This is a genomic window from Micromonospora citrea, assembly GCF_900090315.1.
GTDB classification, from domain to species: Bacteria; Actinomycetota; Actinomycetes; order Mycobacteriales; family Micromonosporaceae; genus Micromonospora; species Micromonospora citrea.
Map to the genome: position 1 here is coordinate 919,007 of NZ_FMHZ01000002.1, position 24,753 is coordinate 943,759.

The window sequence follows — 24,753 nt, forward strand, 5'->3', positions numbered from 1 at the left end:
CGCCGACCTGTTCCATCTCCCAACGTCGCCGAGCCGTTCCCCGACGGAGCCCGCCACTTCCTCAGACAGAGACGCCCGTACCGCCCGCTCTCATGGACGGAATCCGGACGCTTGAACCGTTCGCGTACACGACCCGGAATCCGAGGTGGTTGGCCAATGGCGCCCAACGGGCCGAGGAGGCGAGTTGCTCGACGCTGTTGACCTTGCCGCTGTTGACGAGCCTGTCCAGGATCACCGTCTCGAACGCCGCGGACTCGATCCAGTCAATCTGCTTCGTGAAGCCGCACACCATCGACGCTCCGGTCCTGTACAGGAAGTCGGCAAGGTACGCGTCGGACCCCCGCAGCACGGAACATCCGCCGATGTAGATGCGCTTGCCCTGCCACCGGCCCGACATCCAGCCTGCTACCTCGTCGAGGCTGGTCGAGTGCGACTTCGACAGCCACAACTCGCTGGGGGCCCCGTGCAGCGCGAAGAAGCCCACCTCGTAGGCGGAGTACCTCTTCGACGACCACTGTTCGAGGAAGTATCTGAACTGCTCCGCAGTGACGGCGCTCTTGTGGATGTGTTGGAGGCTTCCCAACCGCTCCAACATGTCCAACGTCGGAAGCACCGACCGCCGCTTGGTCAGATCGCTGTCCCACTCACCCTCGACACAGAACACACCCTTGGGCTTCGGCACGCGGAACCCCCTCGCATCTGTGGACCCGCAACGCTAAGAAGTGACGCCGCGGCCGACCATCCCTAAAAAGGCCCGAAGTATTCAGCCGACCGTCCCCCGGACACCGTCGGGGGTCGCCCATGTCCGCCCCTCGCCGCCGACAGCGCTCTTCGAGCGTGATCCGGTAGCCTTCACGCAGCAAGTGCCTCCTGTGGTGGGCGGTCTGAGCCTCTGGCGATCAGATCCTCCCGTGCCAGGGGGCACTTCTTTCCCCTGATCCACGATGTGCGTTGCCCTTACCGAAGGGCCGAGGCCATTTCGGAGCGGGGCTGAGACCGGCGCCGATGCAACATCTGGCCAGCACCAAGGGGGAACGCATGCCCATACCACTCATCGCTGCGGCCCTGATCGCGATCGGCACAGCCACCGGAGGCGGCGGCATGGCTCTGGGAGGTATGGGTGCCTACGACATCGTGCAAGCCACCAGTCGGCTCAAGAAGGCTCAGCGCCGCTACGAGCAACGACGCAGCGAGTCCGAGGCCATCCTCGCCGCGGCGAACGACAAACTCAGGGTGCTGGGCGAGCACCAGAAGCAGGCGCTCGACGACGTCGTAGGGCGCATGGGTGACTTCCTGCGCCGTCACGAACGACAGGTGCGTGAGAGTGAGCGTCTCCTGGTGGATGGCGTCGACGCCGCCATGAGCCAGGTGCCCGGGCTCGGCGGCCTCGACGTGGAAGCAGTCGCGTGGATCAGTGGCGTCCTGGGCTCCGCCGCAGCAGGTGCAGGAACGGGAGCGGGTGTCACCGCCGCCGCGAGCAGCCTCGGCGTGGCCAGTACCGGCGCTGCCATCTCCGGCCTGTCCGGGGCGGCTGCGGAGAGCGCAACCCTGGCTTTCCTCGGCGGTGGGAGCATCGCTTCCGGGGGCGGCGGCATGGCGCTTGGAGCCACGGCTCTCGGCTTCGTAACCATCGGCCCGGCATTGCTCGTCGGCGGGCTCGTCGTGAAAGGACAGGGCACCAAGGCGCTCACCCAGGCCAGAGAATCTGAGGCTAAGATCGCCGTCGCGATCGCGGATCTCGACGAGACGGACGCTCGACTCGCAGGGGTTGACGCTCGCGCCGACGAGCTGAGCGACCTCCTCAAGACGCTCAGCGCCCTCGCCGTCAAGTCGCAGGACCTGCTGGAGTCGGAACCGTTCGACCCGAAGGTCCACGCAGCACGCTTCCAACGGGCCATGACCCTGGTCATGGCGGTCCGCGACGTCGCTGCCACACCGGTGATCGACACGCAGGGTGAGCTGAGCGATCGAAGCGCCAACCTGACGGTGAAGTACCGCCGCTTGAGTGAGGAGCCGGGGGATGCCTGACCAACGCAAGGTGCACGTTGGGAAGATCGTCAAGCCCACCAGAAGTTCGCTGTCCGCCCTCGACGGCTTCACCGCCTTGAAACAGATCGTGGAAGCCGCAAGCGAATGCATCCAGATCCACGAGGTGGAGCGCACCAAGCGTGCCAAGCTCCAGGCCTACGAGTCCGCCGAGGTCGCACGGATCAAGGCGGCGGAGGCAGTTCTGCGGGACTACTTCGAGCAGGCTTTCGCCGAGCGGCGCAACCTCTATCGAGAGCTGTTCACCCGGCTCGACCGGGCTCTTGACGAGGGCAACGGTGAGGTCCTGCACGAGGTGGTCAGAGGCATCGTCGACATCGCCCGCAGCTCTCCGCTGGCCGACATGGGTGATCTGAGCAAGGTCCGCGCAGCGCTCGACGACCCGGACCAGGTTTGGGACCTCTGAACGTCAGTTGCCGCCCTTCAGAGGCGCCGACATGACCCGTTCTGTCAGCGCTTGCGGTAGTGCGGCTTTACGTACGTCACTCCCTTGGGGAGGCTCCGTCCCACGATCCGCGCGTCCCGGACCTCCTCGAGGTATTCCTCTTCCGATTCCGGCGATGCCTGGGCACCAGGAGGCAGGCGCCGCAGATGCCCGGCCACCTGGTGTCCCCGCCGGTGCGGATGCCACTCGCCGGGCGTCTCGCTCGCCGTCGTCACCTTCTCCACCCGGGGGACGTATCGCAGCAGGGCAACGCGCTTGGCTCCGGGCTGGTGCGGGTACCAGGGGCGACCGTCCGGGTCTATGCTGCCGTGGACCCGGTGCAGCGCTCGATCGGCGATCAGCCGTTGAACGGCCTGGTGGATGCCCTTCGCCCGGACGGGCGGCAGACCAAGGCGCAGGCAGTTCTGCACCAGGGCGTCTTCGGCGAGGATCGCGCCGCCGTCCTCGGTGAGGTAGCCGAGTCTCCGCAGTGTGTGCAACACCCAGCTCATGTCGGTGAGGTCCGGCACGCGACCGTGTGCGTCCGCGCCGGGGCCGTTCTGCCGGGTCACCACACGCGGGTCGTACCGATGGGTGAACTGGACGCCATCGACGCGCTCCACCTTCGGCAGTGGCGTGGTCTGGGCGGTGGCGACGTCCCTGGTGGACTCCACGGTGACGGTGACCAGGGTGCCTGGGCTCAGTTCCGCAGGCCACTGGATGCCGGCGATCTCCCATCGACCGTCGCGACGCCGCAGCGCCACCCGCTGGACCCGGGCGAAGGACGACCCGCCTCGTGCCTCGTGATTGAAGTGCAGGCGGAGCTGTCGCCCAGGCGAATCGTCACTCAGCCCGTCGGGCAAGGGACACCACTTCCCGTCGAGGTGCTCCCGATGCAGGGCGACACTCCACGACATCTTCGTCCGCAGCCCTTCGCTCACGTCCAGCCAGCGGGCGGGGCCGTCCTCGTCATCGGGACCGGTGAGCCGGTCCTCGACCGAGGTCGCTTGCGGCGAGACGACGGGGGCAGCTACGAGTTCGCTCTCTTTTGTGTCGTATCCCGGCTGCCCGGCGCGCCGCGCCAGTTCCTCCGCTTGCACCGAGCCGCCGTGGCGTCCTGAGCACGGGTCCACCGAGACTGTGACAGCTCGTCGACCGGCGGCAACTTCCTGGAGCTGGTGCCGCGTACCGGCCGACACGGTGGTGTCGAGCGGAGTGAACGCTCGACCAGCACTGAGGCTGAGCCGGATGACGTTGGCCGCCCTCGTATGCCGGGTGACAAGATGAATTCTGCCCCCGGGACCGAGGGCGAGAGCTGCCCGGCACAGCGCCTGCACCGCCTCGTCAAGCGCGTTGACGGCTCGACCGTTGCCCTGGCCGGTCTGACCGCTCCCGTCGACCCAGCCGTAGCCGAACCAGCCGTCGCCCCATGAGAACGTCTCAACCACCACGACCCGCTTCTTGGGAACCTGCCTGACGATTGCGGGACAGACGAGGTTGCTGTCGGGTCGGTGCTCAACCGGCGGCTTCGGCGAGGGTTGCTCGTCATCGACAGCGGCCGGCTGCGGGTCGGGAACGCGGAGCACCGGGTCCGGCTCCGTCAACGCACGCGCCCTCCGCCCCCTGACCACCTCCGCGACCGTTGGCGCGCAGGAGCGGCACGGGTCGGGCCCATCCGCGTCGGCGCAGCCCGCGCGGTGCTCCCGGCACGCATCCAGCACGACGCGGGTGATCCCGGGGTGGCTTTCGGCCAGCGACATCATCGCTTCGGCGAGGCAGTCGGTGCGGAGTCGTCGCACTGAGTCGCCGCACAACAGGCGCGCGATTCGGACGTGGAAGCTACCGACGATGAGTCGGGCTTCCAGGCACAGGGCGCTTCCCCGAGCGTACGCCTCCCCCGTCTGCCGCAGCCGGGTCGCCAGGTCGGCCTTGGCGCGTGCTTCCGCCCGCCGGAGTTCGGTCTCCGCCGTGTCACGTGCCTCGCTCAGAGCGAACATAATTTCGTCGGCGCTGGCCATCCACTGCTCGGCCACTGCCACATGGGTCAGGCCCGCGTCTGCCTTTCGTCCACTCAGGTCGTCGAGGACAGTGCGAACGAAGGTGGCAGCGTTCATCTGCCGAACCCGTTGCACAGCCGCGGACAGCGGCTCCTGCACGGTCGTCTCATGCGCGTTCAGCCAGCCCCACAGGTCGACGGTGGGGCGTTCCAGTGCGTGCGGAGGGAGGCCACGCCGCTTCAGCACCCGGGCCAGTGCCTCGTCGAACGGGTACGCGGCCACACTCCGCATGACCCTGGTATCCAGCCCTTCCGCTGCAGCCGGTGGATGTCCCAACACTGTCAGCTCCGCCTGGTAGGCGCTCTTGAAGGCGAGGGCTGCCGTCTGACAGGCGCTGTTGAGCCGGTCCCGCGTGCGGTGCAGTCGCCCTGCGGTGTCAGTGTCGCCGGCCAACCGGGTGAGACGCGCCTCCGTGTCGACGAGCTGTTCGGCGTAGCGCGCGGCGGCAATGGCCGCCGGTTCACCGGCCCTGCGCCTGAGCAGGTCCTCCTCGGCGGGTGCCAGCTCCGTACCCTCTGCCTTCGCCCGATGCAGCGAGGCCAGCCACATCATGTCCCGAGGCAGCGGACTGGCGATTGCCGGCGACGGTTTGGCTTGTGCCGGAGCTGGCTTCTTCTTGGCGGTTGTCGCCTTCTTCGCAGCGGGCGACTTCTTCCTGCCGGGCGAGGGAGTCGTCGTCGTTGCTGATTGCGCCAGACCAGCCATCACCCGGCGCACCGTGTCCGGCTGGCCGTAGCACCGGCTGCACAGGAGTCGGGACCAACTGCCGGCCACCGTCACGACCGAATCGGACATGCTCATGTGCTGGCACAGGACACAGCGCAGTGTCATCGGCCGGTCGAGGGTGAACCGCTGAAGTGCTCCCTGCGGAGGGAATGCCCGCACGATCCGAGGTACGGGCGGTTTCCGTGGCCTCATCCCGACCTCCGTAGCACCATTCTCTCCGGTCACGATTTGCGCTTCCTGAAAGCTACCCCGTTCCGGTGCCTTCCCTCGTTGGCGCCAGGCGCTGACCATAGCGAAGCCGATCAGCGATGGTGTACCGCTGACAGTCGCGGTTCGGACGCCGGCGGCGGCACGGGTCGAACCGATCGGACGAGGCCGGAAGGCACTGCTTTCAATACGCTCCAACTCCAGCCGCGCGGGCAGAGCAGCGATCTCGACACAACAGTTCGATGGAGACCACGTGTCCAAGTACGACGCTCTAAGAGATCACCTTCGGCGGCGGGCGAGCGAGGTGTGGTACACCCTCGACGAAGTCTCGGAACTGGTGCCGGGTGGGCTGCCCCCATCGGCCTACCGGTACGAAGCGTGGTGGGCCAACGGCGACCAGACACATCCGCACAGCCGAGCATGGGGAGCTGCCGGCTTCACCGCTCATCCCGACCTCGCCCGCCGAGCAGTGCGATTCATGCCGAAGCCGAGGACGTCGCGATGACAAGCGAGCCGGCGTGTGCGCCGTTTGCGGGAGAACCTCCCTCGCGCGAGACGTACATCCTCAACCATGGGTTCCAGTTCAATCCAGGGACCTGGCGACGCCGGTTGCCAGAGCCGATCGGCCTACCGGCCTGGATCGAGGACCTTCCCCAACTCGGTCGCTGGCCACGCATCACGCGCGGGGATCTGCTGCGGGCGGGCGCTGCCGCACACACCGGTCGCGCGGCCATCGACGTCCTGATCGGGGCGTACATATGGGGCAGCGGACTGCCCAGCGGGCGAGGGCCGGCCCGTCTGCGCAAGGTGTTCGATCTCAACGACGGCCGCACGGAGCGGCACCTCGGTGAGGCACTCCAGGTCTTGCGGAGTGCGGGACCTCGGGCGGCGTATGCGGCCCTCCATCACGGAGGTGACTACGGGCTGAAGCGGCTGGGTCCATCCTTCTTCACCAAGCTGCTCTACTTCCTCGGCTGGGACTCGGCAGCGGGCGACCAGCGGCCCCTGATCATGGACCAGTACGTGGTGATCGGCATGAACGGTTGCCGGGGCACGAGTTGGCGACCGGCTGGCCCCTGGAGCGCCGACAAGTACGGCGAGTACCTCGCCTGGGCGCACGAGCGCGCGCGTGGCTGGGGCGGCGGCACCGAGCCTGACGTCGTGGAGCGGGCGGTTTGGGAGCACGGCCGCTGAAGACCGCTGCGAACACCGTGGATACGGGCCGGCAGACGTAGGCTGTGCCGGCCACTCGTCACAAGCAAGGACTCCGATGCACCTGAGCCGTACCGTCACGATCCTCGCGACCGCCGTCACCGCGGCAATCACTCTGGCTGCCTGCGGCGGTGATGGTGGCGGCGGAGCCGAGGCCCCTCCAACTCCCAGTGCTTCCGCGCCGGCCGCCGGTCCGGCGGCTTCGCCAACCGCGGCGGCCTACAAGCCTCTCGACAAGGCGGCCCTCACCCAGGCACTGCTGCCGCTGAAATCGATGCCGGCGGGCTACAGCGAGGCTCCGGAGGAGGAGGACGACGGCGCCGACAAGACGTTCTGCAACTACCGGCAGCCGCACACCGCCAAGGTCGAGGTGTCCCGGTCGTATCAGAAGGGCGGTGGCCTGAACACCGAGGTCGCCGTGGTGACGCTGCGGCAGTACGGCACCGCCGCCCAGGCCAAGGCGTCGTTCGACAAACTGGCGGAGGTGCTGCAAACCTGCCGCAAGGACACTCTGAACGGTCAGAGGGTGACGTACGCGCTGATGAATCTGCCGGAGACGGGCGAAGCCACCCTGGGCGTCCGCATCGAGATGGAGAACGGCACCGTGCTGCAGGGCTTCGCTCTCGTCGGCCCTGTCCTGATCTCGACGGGTGCTGGCGGCTTGATGAGCGCGGACGCCGACGTGGTGGCCGACCTGCTCGGCAAGCAGGTAAATCGGTACTCGGCCGCAGCCCTCGCATAGCCACCGCGAGAGCCGGCACGTCGGTGCCGCCGCACACAGCGGAACAGCTGCTCCACCACCTTTGCAGCCCTTCCCTCTGTACGGCGGCAGCCGACTGCCGGCCACCCATGATCGTCAGTCGGTCATGCCTTGGCCTTGCGGCCGCGGGTGGCCTTCGGCGGGCGCCAGGACGTGAGCACCTCGTCGGTGAGGTGGAGGCGGTTGGTGGTCTCGGCGAGGAAGCCGGCGTAGATGTCCGCCGGCGAGGCGCCCCACTCCGGGTCGAACTCGCCGTGCCACTGGCGTACCCAGGGCAGGATCTCGCGCAGCCCCGCGACCAGCGGTAACAGCCGGTCGGCGGCCCAGCCGTCCTCCTGCTCGCGGGCGACGATCAGGGTGGCGAGGGCCTGGGCCTGCTCGCGGTGGTCCCAGCCGGCCCAGCCGACCAGCAGCGACGGGTCACCGTCGCGGCTGGCACCCGGGTACGACACGAACCGCTCCTTGGGCACGTCGAGTTTGCCCCGGTGCTTCCAGTAGCTGCCCTTGAGGAAATCCGCCGACGTGTACTTCGGCGGCACCGGGATCTGCTTGCGGAACTCCCGCTTCGCCGCCTCGTCGGGCAGCGCGTCCTCCTGCCGCTGCAGGTCCCACACGTGCTCCCAGTCGGCGCGCTTGGCCAGCCCGGAGTCCTTGTAGCGCAACGCGGCCAGATGCGGCACGTGCTCGTCGGCGACCAGATCGGCGACCACCTTGCCGAGATCCTGACCGGGCGCGTAGATGCCGGCGACGGTGAGCACGTCATCGTCGCGGCGCAGCTCGTCGGCGAGCTGGGCGGTGGTCAGCGGACGCGGCTGCTCCAGCCCGTCGACGTGGTGGTACCACAGCTCGCGCGCCTCGCACCGGTCCAGCAGCCAGTCGCGCAGCGCCTTCGCCTGCATCGCGTCCCAGCCCTCGGTGGCCCAGCGCCGCTTGCACTCCGGCCGCTCGATCAGCCCGATGTTGCGGTTGCCCTCGATGACCGCGATCCGCCGCTCCACGACCGCCTTGTACTCCGGCGACCAGTGCGCCGGCAGCTCAGTGATCGGCGTCGACCCGTGCCGGGCGAACCACTGCGTCTCCATGCCCTCGTCGCGCATCTTGCGGGCGAGCACGATCTCGAAGGCCCGCTGCCCGAGCTGGAGCATCGGCGGCCGGACGCTCTCCGGGGCGGTCAGGTCCTCGTCCAGCAGCCCGTAGAGCGAGTAGACCTGCCAGTCCAACTCCTCCTGCAGGCAGATCATCGCGCCACGCAGCATGTGCCACTCGTAGGCGGCGGCACTCAGCCGCTCACGGGTCGGCACCCCGGATGCCGCGACCGCCGCCGGGCTCACCGTGGCGAGCCGCTGCGCCGCGCCGTCAATTCTCCGGCCCAGTTCGAGGGGGTACGCCGACGGCAGCGGGAACTCCTGCAGCCTCGTACCGTTCAGTTGATAAAACTTCTCCCAATCCTCGCTTGCAATTCCGCCGTTAATCCCGCCATTTCCTTTGCAGTGGCAGGCTTGCTTGATCCAGAAGCAGGCAGTCGAACTGTTGAGCACGCCCAGCAGGCGAAGATGGTCCTCCTCCGATGCTCCCGGCGGCAACTTGATCACCGGTGCCGTTTGCTTGAAGATCTTTCCGCCCCGGTCCAACACGAAGTGGTTGTGCGTCGCTACCTCTCCGAACGCAACCGACAACGGCGCCCGTAGCTTGTCGCGATACAACTCTCCATACTCGTGCCACTGCAGCGACGGTATGTCTTCGATCAGCGTGCCGAAGCGCTTTCGTCGTTGCAGGACCCGCCGATTGGGCCAGAGATGCCTGCAGGTCTTAGGAAGTGCGTCTACTGGTCGGGCCCGCAGGTCAGCGTCGTATGGCCAAACACTCACGACATCGGGATCGGTCTGATAGTCACGAACCACATCGCCGGTCACCATCGGCCGGACGGCTTCAACCTTCGCCGAACCGTTGCTAGGGAGGAAGAAGGCATCGTCTTCTGCGGTGATTGCCACGAAGCCACAGGCAGACAACATGTGGCCGAGAACTGTCCGACCTGACTCGATGCAACTCATGAGGTCACCCGCTCCACCGCCGCTTAGACTCCAGGGAAATATCGCTAGATTTGCACGCGGTGTGTCGGCAACACTGACCCACTGGCTTTCCGAGCCGGGCTGCTTGACCTGACCGACAATGGACTGCCACACGAGGCCCTCTCCCGGGTTGGCCGGAGCGCTTGGTTCGCCGCGGATGCCCATGACGGTGCGGATCGTGCCGGCTCGGCCGCGGTTGGTGTTGCGGCCGATCAAGATAACGGTCGGGGTGCCGTGGCCGGGGATGTAGGCACCAGACGTGTCGATGACGTGGGTCAGGTTGACCTCGACCGCGAACAGCTTCTCGATCATCTTCTTGCCGAACTCGCGCTTCATGAACGAGTTGGCGGTGATCTGCCCGACGTGTCCCGCGCCCTTGCCGTCGCCGTCGCCGGGCTTTGCGAGCTGGAAGAAGCGCTGCGCGAACGGTACCGATAGGGCGTACTTGCCGGAGCAGGCGTCGTACATCTCGCGGTATGCCTCGTTGAGCCCCTTGTCCTTGACAGTGATGTAGGGCGGGTTGCCGACTACGACGTGATAGCTGCCGGGGCTGAGGATGCCGGGATGCTCGTGCACGTCCTCGGTCGCGTAGGCGAACTCGGTCATCGGGTCTTCGCCGAAGAGCATGGCCTGCCGCCGCTTGATCAGTGAGTCGCCGACGGCGAGGTGCATCGGGAAGACGTAGCCGGCCGAGTCCGCGAGGGTCTTGACGCCGCTGGCGCGGAGGGCGGCTACCAGGAGGCGGAAGCGGGCGATGGCTACCGCGAAGGGGTTGATGTCGACGCCGTGGACGGCGTCGAGGGCGAGGCGAACCCGCTCGTGGGGGTCGCGGTTGGGGGCGTGCTGCTCCCACTCCTTCAGCAGCCGCTCGAAGGCACCGAGGACGAAGTGGCCCGAGCCGCAGGTGGGGTCGATCATCTTGACGCCATCGTGGCCGAACTCTTCGATCGCTGGGGTCAGCGTGAGGTCGAGGATGAACTCCTCGACGAACTCCGGCGTCTGGAGCAGGGCGTAGGTCTTGCGGGCTGCCTCGGAAAGGTCCTGGTAGAGGTCGCCCAGGAAGCGAGTGTCCCACTCGGGGTCGGTAAAGTCGTGGACCAGGCCACCGGTCTCGCCACGCCGCCGCCAGAAGGCGATCAGGTCCTTGGCCTCGTCGTGAGACAGCGGGATCTGGTAGAGCGGGTTGTGCCGTTCGTCGAACAGCGACCTACCAGCCTGGGTGCTGGCGATGGCGTCGAAGCCATGCTTCAGCCAACCACGAAGCGTCTCGTCGGGCTGGTCGCGGAAGAACTGCGCCTCGGCCTCCTCGGCCAGGACCAAGCGGTCCCCTGGACCGGCCAGGTAAGGGTCGGGCAGCAGGCCGTTGTCCTCGCAGAAGCGTACGAAGACGGTGCCGAGCACCCAGGCAACGGCGACCTGCGTGACGCGCTCGTCGCGCCAGGCCGCCCACGTGGCGGCGGTGCGCCCGACCTTGAAGGCGTGGTCGTACTCGCCACGCAGGCGGAGGCGCACCTCCTCGACCGATTCGGCCTGCTCCCGCAGGTCCTTTTCCAGGTTCTTGACCTGCTTCTGCAGGTCGGACAAGAGCAGCTTCCGGTCGATCACCCGACGACTCTAGCCGCCCCATCGACAGGACGGGGTTACCCGTAAGGCCCGTTTCCGTCGCCGGGCCGCTGCCTACGGTTCCCGCATCCAGGTCTTCGGGTCGGTCACGAAGACACCCTTGCCCTGCTGCCTGCGGATCACCCGCAAAGCCTCCAGCCGGGCGTAGGCCATCTGCACGGTACCGTGGCTGACGCCATAACTCTGGCGTAGCTCGGCGATCGAGGGCAGCTTGTCCCCCGGCTTCAACTTCCTGGATCTGACGTCGGCGATCACATCGTCGGCGATGCGCCAGTAATCCGGCACTTCTCGCATGGCACTCCTCGCGTGGCAATCCGATTCGATCACACCGCGACGCGCCTAACAAGCAGCGTTGACTCATCTGACATGTCTAGCTATGTTGATTCCGGGCCGCTCCTCGCGTGGCAACGAGTTCGGCTCATCCCCCTGGTCGGGGCGGGTGCCCGTGCCCGCCCCGACCACCGGACTGCTCTGCTGTCGTACCGCTGAATCGGGCTGCGGCGGTGGAGCGGGCGGGTCGTCCGCGGCCCCCGCGCGGACGACCCGCCCTTCCAGACCCACCGCGCGGAGCCTGCGCGCTCCCGCCCGCCCGCAGAGAGGATCGTCGTGGCTCAGGTGTATCGAGGCGGCCAGCCCTACCCGGCCGGTTATCCGGGCCGGTTAACGCCGCACGAGGTGCGGACCCGCGAGTTCGCCGCGCGCCGGCGCGGCGTCGACCCGGTGGAGGTACGCGAGTTCCAGGCTCGGGTCTCCGACGAGCTGGCGATGCTCAACGAGACGGTACGGCTGCTCAGCCAGGAGAACGACCGGATCAAGCGGGCGCTGCGCGACTGGCAGACCATGCACGCACGGGAGTGCCGGCTGCCGGAGGAGCACCATCGCAACTCCGGTCGCTGGTGACCGCGCGCCCCTCCCCCGGCGACCTGCTCGTCGTCGACGGCCGCGCCTCGGTGCAGTTCGCCGGGGACCGCGCCCTGACCTTCCGCGTCGTCTCGGTCTCCGACCAACCGACGTACGCCGGCTGGATCTGGCTGACCGGCTACGTCCTCGACCGTCGCGGCAACGCGACCGTCAAGCGCGAGATCTACGTCCAGCTCGCCGGCCTCCGCCCTCCCGACCCGACGGCCCGCCGCGCCCCGCGCTCCCGCCGGGCCTCGTCCTATGCTCGGCGGCATGATCAGGACAGCGCCGCGACTGGCGACCGCTCGGGGCTGCGTGCTCGGGCTGATGCTGGGTGACTCCATCGGCGCGACGGGTGGCACGGTACCGGCGAGCGGGCCGCTGCGCGCGACGAGCGCCGGCCAACTCGCCTGCTTCACCGTCGAGGGTCTGATCCGCGCGCACATACGCGGCATGCACAAGGGGCTGACCCACCCGCCCGGCGTGATCTGGTACGCCTACAACCGTTGGGCGGTGATCCAGGGCATCACCGGCGTGGAGCCGGCACACGGGAGCAAGCCGATGACGGGCTGGCTCGCCAAGGTGCCGGTGCTGCGGGAGCGGCGCGGCTCCGCGCCAGCCACGGTCGCCGCCCTGCAGGGTGGCAAGGCGGGCACGCTGGAGCGCCACGGCGGTACGAGCATCGGCGCGCACGGCCTGACCCGCGCCCTCCCGGCAGGGCTCTGCACCTGGTGGCAGTCGCCCGGCTCGTTGGGTGCCAGCCTCGCAGCCCTCAGCCACGGTGGCTCGGCGTTGTCGGCGGCGGCGCTCGGCGCCACGATGATCCACCTGATCGACCTGGGCAACAGTGTCGCCGGAGCGGCCATGAGGGCTCACCACGTGCCGCACGGCAGTTGGCCCGGGACCAGCGCGGACGCGCTCGCGCCGGCGCTTGCCGCAGCCGAGGCCCGGCCCGCCCAGGCGGCGGAGCTGACCCGCCTCGCCGCTGGCGGCACCGCACACGCCGCGCTGCTCGGCGGCGTCTACGTGGCGGTTTCCTTCCCCGAACGGGAACAGGTGCGGGACGCGCTGCTGTTCGCGTCATCCGCCGGCGCCAAGCACGCGACGACGGTGGCCGGCGCTCTGCTGGGCGCCGCGCACGGCCCGGACGCCCTGCCCGTCGACTGGCTGTCCCGGCTGGAACTGGCCTGGGTCGCCGACACTCTCGCGCGGGACTACGTGACGCAGGTCGAGCACAGCCCGTCCGGTGGTGACTACGTCGAGGCGACCGACCCCCACTGGTGGGGTCGCTACCTCGGCTCCTGACGGTCGGGGGCGGCCGGCCGCCGCTGCGGGTGCACGGTGGCGCTGCCGCGCGGAGGTCGTCATGACGAAAGTTGGCGACGCATGACTGGTCAGGCCAGCGCGCAGCGCGAAGAATCAACCTCGTGACCGAGACCTTGCGCCAATTGGCCGCGTTGTTGCGGGCTCGCGACGAACTCGACGCCCAGATCGCGGCGCTCACCCGGCGATCTGCGCGAATCGGTGACATCGGCGAGTTCATCGCCGCGCAGGTCTTCGACATCAAACTGGCCGACACGGCGACCCAGGCCGGCCACGACGGCGCGTTCCGTTCCGGGCCGCTCGCCGGCGCGACCGTGAACGTCAAGACCTACGGCGACGCCTTCGCTGGCATCGACATCAGCCCGCACCCCTGCGACTTCTACCTGATCCTCAGCGGGCCGGCCCGGCCGCCCGGCGCCGTGCGACACCACCGATGGCGGATCGGCGCGGCGTACCTCCTGGACTCCCGGCGGCTGCTCGACAGCCTGACGGCGAGGCGCGTGAAGATCGGGGTCGCGACGAGCATTCGCAGAGGGGATCTCGACGTCGCCCAGGTCTTCCCCACCGCCGGAGCCGACGCCCCCATACGCCTCACACCAGAACAGACCGCGCTGCTGTCGCTGTTCGCGTAGACCACACTCCCGCCAGTTCGTCGCACAGCATCGGGCGGCAGCCGCACCGACCGGTGCGAATGTCGCGATATCGACACGCATGTCGCGGGCCCACGGTCGGCGTCGTCACGGTCGGCGCACAAGCAATTATGCCGATTCCCTGCAATCGACGGTTTCATGATTAGCGTGATCAATTGCGAGACGACCCGCGCTGTCCTTGACAGGCATTCTGGCGTTGGCATACTGGGCGGTGCCCGTTCCCTCGGCGCGCGCGATCCCAAATAGATGCGGTGATCCATGGACGACCTGTCGGCAGCAGGCCTGGCCGCCGCAGCGAGCGCGGCTCTGATCCAGGCCATGGCATCGGACGTGTGGCTCAACGTGAAGGACCATGCCGCACGCATTTTCGGTCGCGACGAGTCGGAGTCGGTGGCCCGCGCGGAGCGGGTCCTGGAGGATTCGCGCGATCGGCTGTACGCCGCCGCGCCGGACCGCATGGATGAGGCGTCAGCCCTGGAGGCGGCCCGGTGGGAGGGCCGGTTGCAGGCCCGGCTGGAGGACGACCCGAGCTTCGCCATCGCGGTACGGGAACTGGTCGCCGCAGTCAGGGCGGCCGGCGAAGACGTGGGCCAGTCGACCACCGTGCAGCAGAACGTGACCGCCGGCCGGGACGCGTACACCGCAGGCCGTGACCTCACCGTGGGTCGCCCCGACCGGGCGCCATGAGTGACGCGTGACCGTGCCCCAGCAGGATGTCAGCGCACGGCGCGACGGCTATGTCGCCGGCCGGGACCTGCACCTGCATGTGGCGGGGCAGCAGCTCAGCCTCTATCCGGAGGAACGCTTCGCCACGCCGCTGACCTATGACCGCGCACGGCCGATCTTCGTGCAGTACCTGAATCCGGAGATCCGGTCCTGTTACGGCCGCCCGCAGACGGCCCGTTTCACCGAGACGGATCTGGCCCAGGTGCTGCACGCGACGCGGCTGGCCGTGCTCGCCACCGACGAGGAACTGATCCTTCCCGCGTCATACCTGTTCGAGGTGCCCGGCCTGTCGGTCTTCCTCACCCGGATCAGGTCGCTCGTGGTTCGCGGCGTGGTCCACTATTCGTCGCACATCGGCGACCTCGACTCCTACGTGGAACACAAGGCCGTCGAATACCGCGGCGACGCCCGCAATCCCTACGAGCTGACCCCGCACCGCAGCCTCACCGGCGACCTCGTCTGGCGGCCCCGCTACGCGCAGAACACCGCCACCGACATCGGCCAGAGCTGGGGCGCCGCGCTGCAGCCGGACGGCGAACTAGCCGCGACGCTCGCCAGCCTCGCCCGCCGCTGGCCCCCGAGGGCCGGTGACGTCGAGACACACCTGCATGAGGTGCCCGAACGGCTCGACGGGCAGGCGTTCATCAGCCGGTTCGTCCGGGCCACGGTGCCGGTGCCCCTGGGCGCCGAGGAACGAGCCAGGATCGACATGTTCCTGTCGCGCGAATACCTCGCCAGCTACCTCCGCGACCTCGACGCCGCCATCGTCGCCGACTTCGACTTCGGTGACTTCTCCTGCGGCCTCCGCCAGATGCGGACCTCCCTCGCGGACCGGGTGCTGTCCGCCCGCTCGTTCGACCTCGGCCTGCGATGGCTCGGCATCCACGATTTCGTCCACCGCACCGCCCGCTGGCCCGATCTGCTCACCCTGCGCTCGACTCCCGAATTCGGCGCCGTCGCCACCGCCACGCAGCATCCGGTGCTCCGCACCCGGCTCCGCGAGGCGGTGATCCGGGGTCGCAATCGCCTCCGGTTCCAGAACGCCGCGACCATCCAGCAGGCGCTGACCGTGGTGGCCGGCGTCGCCAACAGGCTCGATGTCACGTTGAACCAGACAGATCCCGACCGAAGGGCACGATGATGCTGATCTCCGTTTACTGCTCCGGATCGATCATCAAGGGCGGGGGCGACCAACATCGTCTCTGCTGGACCGATGTGGAGCGGGAGGAGGTCGCGGGCGGGGCGGCTCCCTGCGACGTCGTCTTCCTCAACCCCGACGACCCCATCCCTGACGCGGGCAACACGCTGGGCCAGTTCGGCCGGGACATGTATCAGGTGATGGTGGCGACGGCGGTCGTCGTCGACGCGCGGGTGCGCCGCGGCATCGGCATCGGCGTCGAGATGGCGGCAGCAGTCACGCTGGGAACCCCCGTGATCGTGGTCGCCCCGCGCAATTCGCAGTACCGCAGTGACGTCCTGGAATATCGCGGGGTACGGGTCACCGACTACGTGCACCCGCACGTGGCGGCGCTCGCCACCGAGGTGGTCGACGACTTCGCCGCCGCCGGTCGCGCCCTCGTGGCACTGGCCGACCGACCCAAGGCGGCCCAACCTCGCCCTGCCTGGCTGTCCGCCGCACTGGACGAATACGAGAACAACGTGCTCGACATCGACGCACCGATGCTCGACGCCCTCCGCAGGATCAGGGCCGGCGCGGCGCGAGTGCCCAGCACGACGGCATGATCGCCGACACGGGGTCCAGCGCCGTCGAGCCGATCGGCGCCACGACGGGTGTCACCGGTCTCCACCTGGTGCACAACCGGCACCTGGAGGCGCTGTTGTTCGACCGCAACCTGACGGACCTGCCGTTCCGGCGGGCGTGCCTTTCCAGCAGCCGGGAGTTCGTCCGGCACATCCGGGACGAACTCGACGGCGCCGACGTCGCCGAGCTGATCATCTTGAGCAAGGGCCTGGTCTACCAGCTCGCGGAGGCGGTCGCCGTCGAGGCGGGCCGGAACCTGCCGGCGAATCTCGTCTCCACGAGCAGGGTGGCCGTCGCCTCCGACGACGCCACGGTCGAGGTGTCCTACGCGCGGTTCGACGCCGGCGGCTCCACCCTGCTGGTCGGCGACACCGTCGCCTCCGGCGCGACAATCGTGGCGGCGCTGCGGGAATACCAACGGTTCCACGCCGTCCGCCGCCTGTACGTGCTGTCGTACGCGGGCGCTCTGCACGGCGCCGCCCGCATCGCCGGCTACTGCGCCGACAGCGGCATCGAGTGCACAATCCTCTTCGGCCTGGCCGCGTTCGGGCTCGCCGAGAACGGGTTCGACCTGTCGTTCCTGCACCCCGCGACCGTCACCAGGGACGCCTACCGCGAGCGGGCGCGACGGCAGTTCGCCGGCAAGCAGGTGTCAGCCGTCGGGTGGGACTTCGGATCGCAGGCCATGGCGCCGGGGAAATACCGCCAGCTCTGCTGGGTCGAGGCCGACATGTGGGGCCTGCACGGCTCACCGGCCCTCGCCGTCGCCCGTGCGCCGGAGGACATGGCAGCCCTCGCGCACGAGGCACCCGCCTACGCGGGCACGCCTCTCCATGCTGCCGGCAACGACGTGGCCCGGAGCGCGGAGCCCACGGCGGGCGACCGCGCCTCAAGCGGTGACTGCGCTGCGGTGGGCGTTGACGACCCAGGCGTCCGGTAGGGCGATCCACTCGTTGTCGCCCACCCGCACCACCGCGCCGTCCAGCTTGGGCAGCAGCGCCGGCTCCTCCATCGGGCAGAGCAGCCACACGTCGCCCACCCCGGCACGCGCCGCGTCAGCCAACTCGTAGAGCCGGTCCACCGCCCGGTAGCGCGCCAGCACCGCCGCGTCGTGCAGCAGCACCGGCCCCTCGCCGGCCCGCAGCTCCGCGCGCAGCTCCGGCGCGGCGAGCTGCCACGCCTGCTCGACGTACTCGCCCAGCTTGATCGCCGCCCGGGAGCCCGGCTCCGCGACGTCCGCGCCCAGCACCGTCTCCCAGGTCGGCTTCGGGCGGGCGTCGACCAGGGCGTGCAGGTGCGCCAGGAAACGGGCCGCCACGTTCACCGGCCGGGCGTCGAAGCGCCGGACCAGCTCCTCCCGGGCCAGGGCGTACCGGTTGAGGCGTACCGTCAGGGCCCGGAAGCCACCGGCGGACCTGGCGCCCGTCAGCCGCTCCTCGGCGCGCATCGCCGCCGCCAGCTCCGGTGACTCCGCCGTCCACCGGCTCGGCGCCGCCGTCGCCGACGGGCGGCGCTGCAGGATCGACACCGAGGAGGAGGCGTTGCGGGGCGGCGGCGGGACGTACCGGTCGCGGTCCCAGCGCAGCTCGAAGCCCGCCTCGGCGAGCAGCCGGTCCAGCTTCGGGTGCGGCGGCAACTGCTCCAGCTCCGGGAACCGCGCGGCCACCCGGTCGGCGACCTGCGCCGGGGTGAGCCCGCGCCGCGAGTCGGTCGCGGTCGCCGGCGGCACGACGCCCGCCTGGGCCAGCCGCAGCGCCCGCACCGGGTCGAGGTCGCGCGGATAGAGCTCCAGCCGCGCGGTCGCGGCGGCCTTCTCGGAGGCCACGGCGGCGAGCAACACCCGGCGTCGGTCGTCGATCGCGTCGGCCGCCCCGCCGGGCGCGGTCACCGCCGCGAGGGTACGCAGCACCGTCGCCGGGCTGGGCAGCACCTCGCTGGCGGCGAGCCGGTCGGCGGCCTTGCCGAGCGCGTCGGCGTAGTCGAGCAGGGCCGGCGCGGCCGGGGTGTCCGGGGCGTCGTCCTCGCCCGCTTCGAGGGCCACCAGCAGCCGCTCGCCGTGCCGGCGCAGCAGCAGGCGCGGCTCGTCGGCGAGGGCGTCGACCTCCACGGCGGCCCGCACCGCGGCGAGCGCCACCGCCCGGCGCAGCGCGTCGCCGGTGCGCACCGACCCACGGCTGCCGAGCAGCGCCGTGGCCAGCTCGCCGACGCCCATCACCCGGCCGCCGTCGCGCAGCAGCTCGATGATCTGCGTACGCACGCTGCCGACGACGGGGATGTCGTGCCAGCGTTTGCGCTGCTTGCCGAGGATCTGCGCGACCCGGCCGGGGGTGACGCCCAGCGCGGCGGCGACCTGCGGCTGCTGCGGCCAGGGCGGCAGCGCCGGCAGCGCGCCGGAGGCGTCCGGCAGGTGCAGCAGCAGCCGGGTGCCCTCGATCTCGGTGCCGTTGCGGCCGTTCTTCGCCGGCAGCAGCAGCGTGGCGATCGCGTCCAGGCCGACGCGTACCAGATCGGCGTCGCCGTGGCCGGCGGCAGTCTCGGTGGCCGCCTCGGCGGTGGCCGCCCTGCGGGCGGCGGGCGTGGTGGGAATGGTCTCCCGCTCCCCCAGCCTGCTTCGCCACTCCTTGACCCGGCGCTGCAGCTCCTTGCGGGTCCGCGCGCCGAGGCCCGGGAGGGTGGCGAGCCTGTTCGCCACGGCGAGCAGCTCGCCGACGGTGGTGGCCTCCAGCCGGTGGGCGGCCGAGACGGCGCGTGGGGTGAGGCCGGCGGCCTCCAGCGCGGTGGCCCGGGTCGCCCTGGTCGCCGCCTCGTCGCGGGCCGCCTCGGCGGCCTTCTCGTCCGGCTCGTCGGCCTCGATCTCCGGGTGGTCGGTGCCGACGGGGGCGCTCGCGTCGGAGCGGCGGAACACCTGGTGCCAGGCGTCGCGCATGTCCTTGAGCGAGGCGAACCGCTGCCGGTGGTCGCGGTGCAGGGCCCGGTGGAAGAAGTCGACCAGATCGTCGCGGACGGCCGGGTCGAACGCCTCCACGGCCAGCACCGGCGGGCCCTCGGTGAGCTGCGGCTCGGTGCCGCCGTCGCCCCAGACCGGCAGCTCGCCGGAGGCCATCTCGTGCAGGGTGACCGCGAGGGCGTACCACTCGGCGTGCTTGTCGAAGACCTGCCGGGCGGCGGTGCCGAGGAACGGGTCGAGGTAGCGGGGGGTGCCGGCGGCGATCTCCTTGACCGATACGCCGGCCAGGGAGAAGTCGAAGAGCACCAGTTGCCGGGTGCGGTTGGGGCGGATCCGGACGGCGATGTTGTCTGGCTTGATGTCGCGGTGGTAGACGCCCTCGCCCTCCAGGTAGTCGAGCGCGCCGAAGAGATAGTCGCTGTAGGTCTCCAGCTCGTCGACGGTGAGCCGGCCGTCGTCGCGCAGCTTGCGGGCCAGAGTCAGCTCGCCGGCGTGCTCCAGCACCACGACGGTGCGGTTGCCGAGCTGCAGCGGCTCCGGCCGGGCCAGCCGGATCACCCGGGAGTCGGTGAGCGGGCCGAGCACCCGGGCCTCGTGGGCCAGCCGGGCGCCCTTCTCGTCGGAGAGGCCGACCTTGAGCACCTCGTCCCTGCCGGTGCGCTCGTTGCGCGCGAGGAACGCGCGGCACGTCGAGCCGGTCCCCAGGCTCTTCGTGATCGTCCACTCCCCGACCCGATCGCCCCGGCGCGCCTCCAGCGGGTCGACCTGCTCGGGCTCCGGCTCCTCCGGGTGCACCGAGGCGGGCGGCGGGGCGGTCAGCTCGTCCTCGACGACCTGCAGCATCTCGACGAACTCGGCGACGGTGGTGAGCCGCTGGGTCGGCACCGGGGCGGTGGCCGCCTGGATCATCTCGTCGGCGAACGTGCTGATCCCGTCGGCGACGGCGGCGGCCCGCAACCCGTTGTCCCGGGCCAGCCGGGAGAGCAGCTCGGGGCGCTTGGTCGCCGGGGGCTCGCCGGTCAGGATCAGGTAGGCCAGCGCGCCCAGCCCGAACACGTCCATCGCGACCGCGTCCGGCGTCGGGGCGGTCAGCTCTGGCGCGAGGTACGCCTCGGCGGAACGCTCGATGTGTGAGGCCGCGTGCGAGGAGAGAGTCACCGGGTCGCCGCTGCTGCCACCGGCGGTGTCGGCGCCCCGGGTCGCCGCCTGCCAGTCGCTGATCTGCAACTGGGGCACCAGCCATGCCTCGTCCTCGCCGCCGCCCCGACGCCGCCGCCCCGGGCTGACCAGCACGCTGCGGGCCGACAGGGCGCGGTGGTGCAGCCGCCGGCGGTGCGCGTACGCCACCGTCTCGGCGAGCTGGCGGATCATGGCGAGCCGACTCAGCGCGTCGAGGCGGTCGCCGTACTGGGCCATGTAGTGGTCCAGCCGGATCGAGTTGGGGTCGTACCGGAAGATCAGGGCCGGCCCGGCCTCGTGCGACTCCATCGAGTCGACCCGCACGATGCCCGGGTGGTTGATGCCGTGCAGCACGGTCATCTCGCGCTTGGCGGCGCGTTCGATGCTGGCCCGCTCGGCCTGCACGGCGTTGCGTTCGACCAGGTAGATCCGGATCCGCCGGTGCTCGCGCTCCAGGTCCCGGTGGCGGGCGTGGTGGTCCTGCCACGTCGGGCCCAGGTCGAACGGGCGGGTTTCCAGCTCCCACGACCCGATCTGGTAATGCTTGCGGCTGCGGGCGATGCCGACGGCCTTGAGCAGCTCCGGCAACGCGGCCGACATCTCCTTGGTGACCCGCTGCCGCTCGTCCTGCGGCGGGCGCTGAAGCAGCGAGCCGATCGCCGGCAGCGGACCCGGCTGGTGACCGGGGGCCGCCTCCGGCCCGTAGATGCCGTGCAGGTGGTGCTCGGCGAGATTCACGATCAGGCCGGGCTTGGCGAGGAAGACCGCCGCCTGCACGAACGGGATCTTGACCGGCGGGCCCTTGCGCTGGCTCGCCGCCACTTGGAGCAGGGACTTGAGCTTCTTGGCCTTGAGGTCCGCCAGGTGCAGCGGGTTGTCGAACGTGCGGGTGCCGCTCGGGCCGTGCAGGATCCAGTTGGAACCGCTGGAGGTCAGCCGGCCGGTCAGGCTCTTGATCTCGATGAGATAGAGGCCACCGGGGCCCGCCGCCAGCAGGTCAACCTCGTAGGGGTGGCCGGTCTGGGCGGTGAAGGTGAAGTTCGACCAGGCGCGGTAGGGCTCGGTGTCGGGCAGCAGGGCCTGGACGTGCGCCAGCGCCTCCCGCTCGTGCGCGAACTGCGACGGCGTGATCGTCGTCCACCGGCCCTCCTGCATGCCAGTGATCCTAGAACCTGCCCATCCGGCCGCCGCCCCTCCGTCCGGGCGGAGCCTGGCATGGCGGCCACGCCAGGCTCCGTCGCGTCAGCGGTCGAAACGCCGAGCCGTCACCGCGCGTCGCGCAGCTTGAGGACGTACGCCGCCGTGAGCGCGACGGCGCGGTCCTCGTCATGCGACAGCTCCGCCAGGGCGCGCGACGCCGTGGCCCCCGGAATGTCCGCGAGCGCCTGGGTCAGCCGGCGGCGGGCGGACGATCCGACGGCGCGGTCGGCGAGGCGGTCGACGAGCCGGGTGGCGATCCGCTCCGTCAGCGCGGGATCGCTCGCCAGCGCGCTCAGCGCGTCGGCCGCGTCGACGTCGTTCGCCTCCGCGACGACCATGTCGACGAGCGTCGGGACCGCGTCGGCCACTCCACGGGCCCCGAGCGCCAGCGCCGCGTGCCTGCGGACCACGATGTCGGCGCTCGCGAGGGCGTCCTTAAGCAGTACGGTCGCCTGGCCGTCCGGCACCTCGGCGACGGCCTGGACGGCGCGTCTCCGCACCTCCGCCGCGGGCGCGCGGAGGCCCTCCGCCAGCAGCGCCAGCCCGCCGTCACCCGATCGCGCCAGCGCCCACCGGAGGGCTCCGGCGACGTTCGGGTCGGACTCGCTCAGGATCGCCTCGACCAGGGCCTCCACCGGCACCGTATCCTCCTCGACCGTCGACAGGGCTGCGCGCTGGCGCCTTCCGGCGCTCTCCGACCCGAGCGCATGGAGCAGGGCGACGACCTGGAGGACGTCCGCCCAGTCGGCGGGTCCGGCGGCGTCGATCCGACGGAGTCGGGTGAGCAGTTCCGTCTCCGCCGCGATGCGTTCCCGCGTGCGCCGGATGAGGTCGTCGACGAGTGCCGAGGGCGTGAAGCCGGGATCGTCGAGCGCGCGCCCGACCTCACGCAGCGACAGCCCCAGCGACCGCAGGCTCTCGATGTGGAAGATCCGTCGGATGTCCTCGCCGGAGTATTCCCGATAGCCGACGCCGGTACGACCCGTCGGCCGCACCAGGCCGAGGGACTCATAATGCCTGAGCATGCGGGCGCTGACCCCGGACCGTCGGGCCACCTCACCGATCAGCACTGCCGCTCACCCCTCCTGGCTGGTCCGGCCGAGGGCCACCACACGCTTCGCCTCTTCGATGGCGAACTCGAATCCCGCGTCCGGGTCGTCCGCCAGCCGTTGCGTGGCGATCGCGTGCTGGCGTACGCGGGGGTCGGGGTCCGTCGTCGCGGCGCGCAGGACCGGCGTGCTGACCTCACCGAGCGCGATCAGCGCCCGGCTGAGGCTCAGCTGCGTCTCCCGCCCGCCGCGCCCGAGCTGCGTCGCCAGCACTCCGGCCAGCCCGGGCTCCTCGCCTTCGGGCACGAGTACGACCGCCGCGCGCCAGGCGCTCCGCGCCACCTCGTCGTCGGGGTCGGTCAGCAGTTCGCGGGTGATGGCCGGCCACGCCCGCCCATCCCCGATCTTCGACAGCGTGTGCAGCGCCTGGCTGCGCGCCCGCGTTCGCTCCGCTCGTCCCGCCGCTGGCCCGCCCCGTCGCCGGGCTGCGCGCTCCGGCCGGAGTTCGTCGACGAGCTTCGGGACCGTCACGGATGCCGGGTGGCGGGTGAGCGCCCAGGTGAGCATCTCGCGCACGTAGAACTCGGGTTCGATCGCGCATCGCTCGACGAGCTTGTCGACGAGCCTCGGGTCGGGGGTCGTGCCGACCGCCAGCGCCGCCCGCAGCCGCACCGACGAGTCGCCGTGCTCCAGCCCCCGCAGCGCCCGCTGTATGTCGGCGTCCTGGTGCGACATGGTCATCGGGACCACCTCCTCGGCCATCAGTGAAGCCCTTGTCACTGTGGCAGGGTCAAGCGGGCGACGACGGCGTCGACGAGGAACGGGCCAAGCCGGCCGGCGCCTCGCGCGGCCCCTGTCGGCAGTACCGCGACCGGCGCTGCCCGGCTGCGGCGCGGTCGGCAGCGAGGTGGTCCGGCTGCGCTCCTCCGGTCGCGACCAGCGGTCAGCTGGAACCCTGTGTGGACGTCTCCGGCGTACGCGCTGACGCCAGACTCGCGCGAATCTCGTCGAGCCTTGGCTCAAGCGCCTTGGCCTGGGCGACGGAACCGCCACGGACGCCGAGGCCGCCACGGGCCGCGCGGTAGAAGAGGTCCCGCGCCTCATTGGCCCGCTGCAGCATGCCGGCAGGGTCGTCACCCTGGCGGAGCCCGCGGGCAACCCGCTCGATCTCCCACACGGCGTCCCGCCAGTCACGTGCCGCCGAGACCGTCGCCGCGTCCCCGAGCAGCAGAAGGCTCTCCCAGGTGAGCGTGCGCCGGACGTCCGCGTCGGCCAGTTGAGCGAGGCCTTCCTCCCGGTTCATCCGGTGCCCCCGCGAGTGGGGCCGCTCGTCCGCGAGCATCCGTACCGCGACAGCGTGGATCTCCTTGATGACCCGGGCGAACTCGACGTAGGCGTCGAGCCGCCGGTCGTCCCAGCGGACGGACTGATTCCGCTTCCACCGGGCGCGGTCGGCCACGGAGGTCGCAACGATCGTGCCGACGGTGCCGATGAGCACGCCGATGAGGGCGGGCAACTGCGCGACGACGCTTCCCATGGCTGCGAGCCTGCCAGCCGAGGGCAAGGGGCCGGTGCACGCCCTCCTCGGGCGCGAGGCCCGAGCCGCCCCGGACCGGCACGCGTCCGAAGCCGGACGGCCCGTCGGGGGTACGCTCCGCGCCGCGGGCGCTCAGCGGCCGAGTTCCCGGTACGCGCGGGGCAGGTCGTCGACCGCGAGCACCTGGACCGGCGGCCTGCCGTCCCTGGCGGTGACGAGTACGAGCGGATACCCGCCCTCCTCGTCGTCGGGGCGGTGGAGGGCGTCCTCGATCGCCGCCACGGCGGTCGCGAGTGGGGTCGACGCCTCCATCTGTCGGGGCCGCACCGGGCCGAAGCGACCTCGCCTCCGTGCCG

22 protein-coding genes are annotated in these 24,753 nt (G+C 70.4%); 13 read left to right on the top strand and 9 right to left on the bottom strand.

Going from position 1 to position 24,753, the window contains the following annotated elements:
* Positions 1–61: 61 nt before the first annotated feature.
* On the bottom strand, positions 62–682 hold the full coding sequence (locus GA0070606_RS04395) for a DUF6642 family protein (protein WP_091095300.1): 621 nt from the start codon (positions 680–682) through the stop codon (positions 62–64).
* Between the two features lie 356 nt (positions 683–1,038).
* Here GA0070606_RS04395 and GA0070606_RS04400 point away from each other — a divergent pair, with 356 nt between their 5' ends.
* The gene (locus tag GA0070606_RS04400) at positions 1,039–2,028 is read left to right on the top strand and encodes a hypothetical protein (RefSeq protein WP_091095302.1); all 990 of its coding nucleotides are present in this window, start codon (positions 1,039–1,041) and stop codon (positions 2,026–2,028) included.
* Complete coding sequence (locus tag GA0070606_RS04405) at positions 2,021–2,452, top strand: hypothetical protein (RefSeq protein WP_091107278.1); 432 nt, start codon at positions 2,021–2,023, stop codon at positions 2,450–2,452. Before GA0070606_RS04400 ends, GA0070606_RS04405 begins: the two co-directional genes overlap by 8 nt.
* 44 nt (positions 2,453–2,496) lie before the next feature.
* Here GA0070606_RS04405 and GA0070606_RS04410 read toward each other — a convergent pair whose 3' ends face one another.
* The gene (locus tag GA0070606_RS04410; protein ID WP_141721581.1) at positions 2,497–5,328 is read right to left on the bottom strand and encodes a hypothetical protein; all 2,832 of its coding nucleotides are present in this window, start codon (positions 5,326–5,328) and stop codon (positions 2,497–2,499) included.
* A 385-nt stretch (positions 5,329–5,713) separates the two neighbouring features.
* On the opposite strand from GA0070606_RS04410, the gene GA0070606_RS33975 reads away from it, so the two are divergent.
* The 3 genes from GA0070606_RS33975 to GA0070606_RS04420 all read left to right on the top strand — a co-directional run bounded on the left by GA0070606_RS33975 (position 5,714) and on the right by GA0070606_RS04420 (position 7,414).
* Positions 5,714–5,965 (top strand): DUF7662 domain-containing protein, encoded by a 252-nt coding sequence (locus GA0070606_RS33975; RefSeq protein ID WP_425413023.1) that lies wholly within the window; start codon positions 5,714–5,716, stop codon positions 5,963–5,965.
* Positions 5,962–6,654 (top strand): 8-oxoguanine DNA glycosylase OGG fold protein, encoded by a 693-nt coding sequence (locus tag GA0070606_RS04415; RefSeq protein WP_091095306.1) that lies wholly within the window; start codon positions 5,962–5,964, stop codon positions 6,652–6,654. The genes GA0070606_RS33975 and GA0070606_RS04415 overlap by 4 nt, the downstream gene beginning before the upstream one ends.
* A 76-nt stretch (positions 6,655–6,730) precedes the next feature.
* Positions 6,731–7,414, top strand: a complete 684-nt coding sequence (locus GA0070606_RS04420) for a hypothetical protein (RefSeq protein WP_141721582.1) — start codon at positions 6,731–6,733, stop codon at positions 7,412–7,414.
* Positions 7,415–7,536: 122 nt separating this feature from the next.
* On the opposite strand, the gene pglX is transcribed toward GA0070606_RS04420, so the two are convergent.
* Positions 7,537–11,106, bottom strand: a complete 3,570-nt coding sequence (gene pglX, locus GA0070606_RS04425) for a BREX-2 system adenine-specific DNA-methyltransferase PglX (RefSeq protein WP_091095310.1) — start codon at positions 11,104–11,106, stop codon at positions 7,537–7,539.
* Between the two features lie 72 nt (positions 11,107–11,178).
* The gene (locus GA0070606_RS04430) at positions 11,179–11,418 is read right to left on the bottom strand and encodes a winged helix-turn-helix domain-containing protein (RefSeq protein WP_091095312.1); all 240 of its coding nucleotides are present in this window, start codon (positions 11,416–11,418) and stop codon (positions 11,179–11,181) included.
* A gap of 312 nt (positions 11,419–11,730) precedes the next feature.
* On the opposite strand from GA0070606_RS04430, the gene GA0070606_RS04435 reads away from it, so the two are divergent.
* From GA0070606_RS04435 to GA0070606_RS04470, 8 genes are all read left to right on the top strand, one after another.
* Positions 11,731–12,024 (top strand): DivIVA domain-containing protein, encoded by a 294-nt coding sequence (locus GA0070606_RS04435; RefSeq protein WP_425413024.1) that lies wholly within the window; start codon positions 11,731–11,733, stop codon positions 12,022–12,024.
* Positions 12,021–12,362 carry a hypothetical protein gene (locus GA0070606_RS33140; protein ID WP_425413025.1) on the top strand — a complete coding sequence of 114 codons (342 nt, stop codon included), beginning with the start codon at positions 12,021–12,023 and terminating at the stop codon, positions 12,360–12,362. The genes GA0070606_RS04435 and GA0070606_RS33140 overlap by 4 nt, the downstream gene beginning before the upstream one ends.
* The gene (locus GA0070606_RS04445; protein WP_218105976.1) at positions 12,298–13,329 is read left to right on the top strand and encodes an ADP-ribosylglycohydrolase family protein; all 1,032 of its coding nucleotides are present in this window, start codon (positions 12,298–12,300) and stop codon (positions 13,327–13,329) included. The genes GA0070606_RS33140 and GA0070606_RS04445 overlap by 65 nt, the downstream gene beginning before the upstream one ends.
* 122 nt (positions 13,330–13,451) lie before the next feature.
* Positions 13,452–13,979 carry a hypothetical protein gene (locus GA0070606_RS04450; protein ID WP_141721584.1) on the top strand — a complete coding sequence of 176 codons (528 nt, stop codon included), beginning with the start codon at positions 13,452–13,454 and terminating at the stop codon, positions 13,977–13,979.
* A gap of 276 nt (positions 13,980–14,255) precedes the next feature.
* Complete coding sequence (locus GA0070606_RS04455) at positions 14,256–14,684, top strand: hypothetical protein (RefSeq protein WP_091095320.1); 429 nt, start codon at positions 14,256–14,258, stop codon at positions 14,682–14,684.
* 7 nt (positions 14,685–14,691) lie between these two features.
* Entirely contained in the window at positions 14,692–15,864 is a 1,173-nt protein-coding gene (locus tag GA0070606_RS04460) for a hypothetical protein (RefSeq protein ID WP_091095323.1), read from the top strand.
* Positions 15,861–16,466 (top strand): hypothetical protein, encoded by a 606-nt coding sequence (locus GA0070606_RS04465; protein WP_141721586.1) that lies wholly within the window; start codon positions 15,861–15,863, stop codon positions 16,464–16,466. The genes GA0070606_RS04460 and GA0070606_RS04465 overlap by 4 nt, the downstream gene beginning before the upstream one ends.
* Positions 16,463–17,425, top strand: coding sequence for a hypothetical protein (locus tag GA0070606_RS04470; RefSeq protein WP_091095326.1), 963 nt, complete (start codon positions 16,463–16,465; stop codon positions 17,423–17,425). Before GA0070606_RS04465 ends, GA0070606_RS04470 begins: the two co-directional genes overlap by 4 nt.
* On the opposite strand, the gene pglW is transcribed toward GA0070606_RS04470, so the two are convergent.
* The 5 genes from pglW to GA0070606_RS04495 all read right to left on the bottom strand — a co-directional run bounded on the left by pglW (position 17,375) and on the right by GA0070606_RS04495 (position 24,724).
* The gene (gene pglW / locus GA0070606_RS04475; protein ID WP_091095328.1) at positions 17,375–21,766 is read right to left on the bottom strand and encodes a BREX system serine/threonine kinase PglW; all 4,392 of its coding nucleotides are present in this window, start codon (positions 21,764–21,766) and stop codon (positions 17,375–17,377) included. The two genes, GA0070606_RS04470 and pglW, sit on opposite strands and share 51 nt — an antisense overlap.
* 110 nt (positions 21,767–21,876) lie before the next feature.
* Positions 21,877–22,881 (bottom strand): MerR family transcriptional regulator, encoded by a 1,005-nt coding sequence (locus tag GA0070606_RS04480; RefSeq protein WP_091095330.1) that lies wholly within the window; start codon positions 22,879–22,881, stop codon positions 21,877–21,879.
* A gap of 6 nt (positions 22,882–22,887) precedes the next feature.
* Positions 22,888–23,595 carry a HEAT repeat domain-containing protein gene (locus GA0070606_RS04485; protein WP_218106136.1) on the bottom strand — a complete coding sequence of 236 codons (708 nt, stop codon included), beginning with the start codon at positions 23,593–23,595 and terminating at the stop codon, positions 22,888–22,890.
* A 208-nt stretch (positions 23,596–23,803) separates the two neighbouring features.
* Positions 23,804–24,397 carry a hypothetical protein gene (locus GA0070606_RS04490; protein ID WP_091107282.1) on the bottom strand — a complete coding sequence of 198 codons (594 nt, stop codon included), beginning with the start codon at positions 24,395–24,397 and terminating at the stop codon, positions 23,804–23,806.
* A 132-nt stretch (positions 24,398–24,529) separates the two neighbouring features.
* Positions 24,530–24,724 carry a hypothetical protein gene (locus GA0070606_RS04495; protein ID WP_141721587.1) on the bottom strand — a complete coding sequence of 65 codons (195 nt, stop codon included), beginning with the start codon at positions 24,722–24,724 and terminating at the stop codon, positions 24,530–24,532.
* Between the last annotated feature and the right edge of the window lie 29 nt (positions 24,725–24,753).

Excerpts from the sequence above, each read along its gene's own strand:
- GA0070606_RS04400 (WP_091095302.1), top strand. The coding sequence starts at position 1,039 with ATGCCCATACCACTCATCGCTGCGGCCCTGATCGCGATCGGCACAGCC.
- GA0070606_RS04405 (WP_091107278.1), top strand. The coding sequence starts at position 2,021 with ATGCCTGACCAACGCAAGGTGCACGTTGGGAAGATCGTCAAGCCCACC.
- GA0070606_RS04410 (WP_141721581.1), bottom strand. The coding sequence starts at position 5,328 with ATGAGCATGTCCGATTCGGTCGTGACGGTGGCCGGCAGTTGGTCCCGA.
- GA0070606_RS04415 (WP_091095306.1), top strand. The coding sequence starts at position 5,962 with ATGACAAGCGAGCCGGCGTGTGCGCCGTTTGCGGGAGAACCTCCCTCG.
- GA0070606_RS04420 (WP_141721582.1), top strand. The coding sequence starts at position 6,731 with ATGCACCTGAGCCGTACCGTCACGATCCTCGCGACCGCCGTCACCGCG.
- GA0070606_RS04430 (WP_091095312.1), bottom strand. The coding sequence starts at position 11,418 with ATGCGAGAAGTGCCGGATTACTGGCGCATCGCCGACGATGTGATCGCC.
- GA0070606_RS04445 (WP_218105976.1), top strand. The coding sequence starts at position 12,298 with ATGATCAGGACAGCGCCGCGACTGGCGACCGCTCGGGGCTGCGTGCTC.
- GA0070606_RS04455 (WP_091095320.1), top strand. The coding sequence starts at position 14,256 with ATGGACGACCTGTCGGCAGCAGGCCTGGCCGCCGCAGCGAGCGCGGCT.
- GA0070606_RS04465 (WP_141721586.1), top strand. The coding sequence starts at position 15,861 with ATGATGCTGATCTCCGTTTACTGCTCCGGATCGATCATCAAGGGCGGG.
- GA0070606_RS04470 (WP_091095326.1), top strand. The coding sequence starts at position 16,463 with ATGATCGCCGACACGGGGTCCAGCGCCGTCGAGCCGATCGGCGCCACG.
- pglW (WP_091095328.1), bottom strand. The coding sequence starts at position 21,766 with ATGCAGGAGGGCCGGTGGACGACGATCACGCCGTCGCAGTTCGCGCAC.
- GA0070606_RS04485 (WP_218106136.1), bottom strand. The coding sequence starts at position 23,595 with ATGTCGCACCAGGACGCCGACATACAGCGGGCGCTGCGGGGGCTGGAG.
- GA0070606_RS04490 (WP_091107282.1), bottom strand. The coding sequence starts at position 24,397 with ATGGGAAGCGTCGTCGCGCAGTTGCCCGCCCTCATCGGCGTGCTCATC.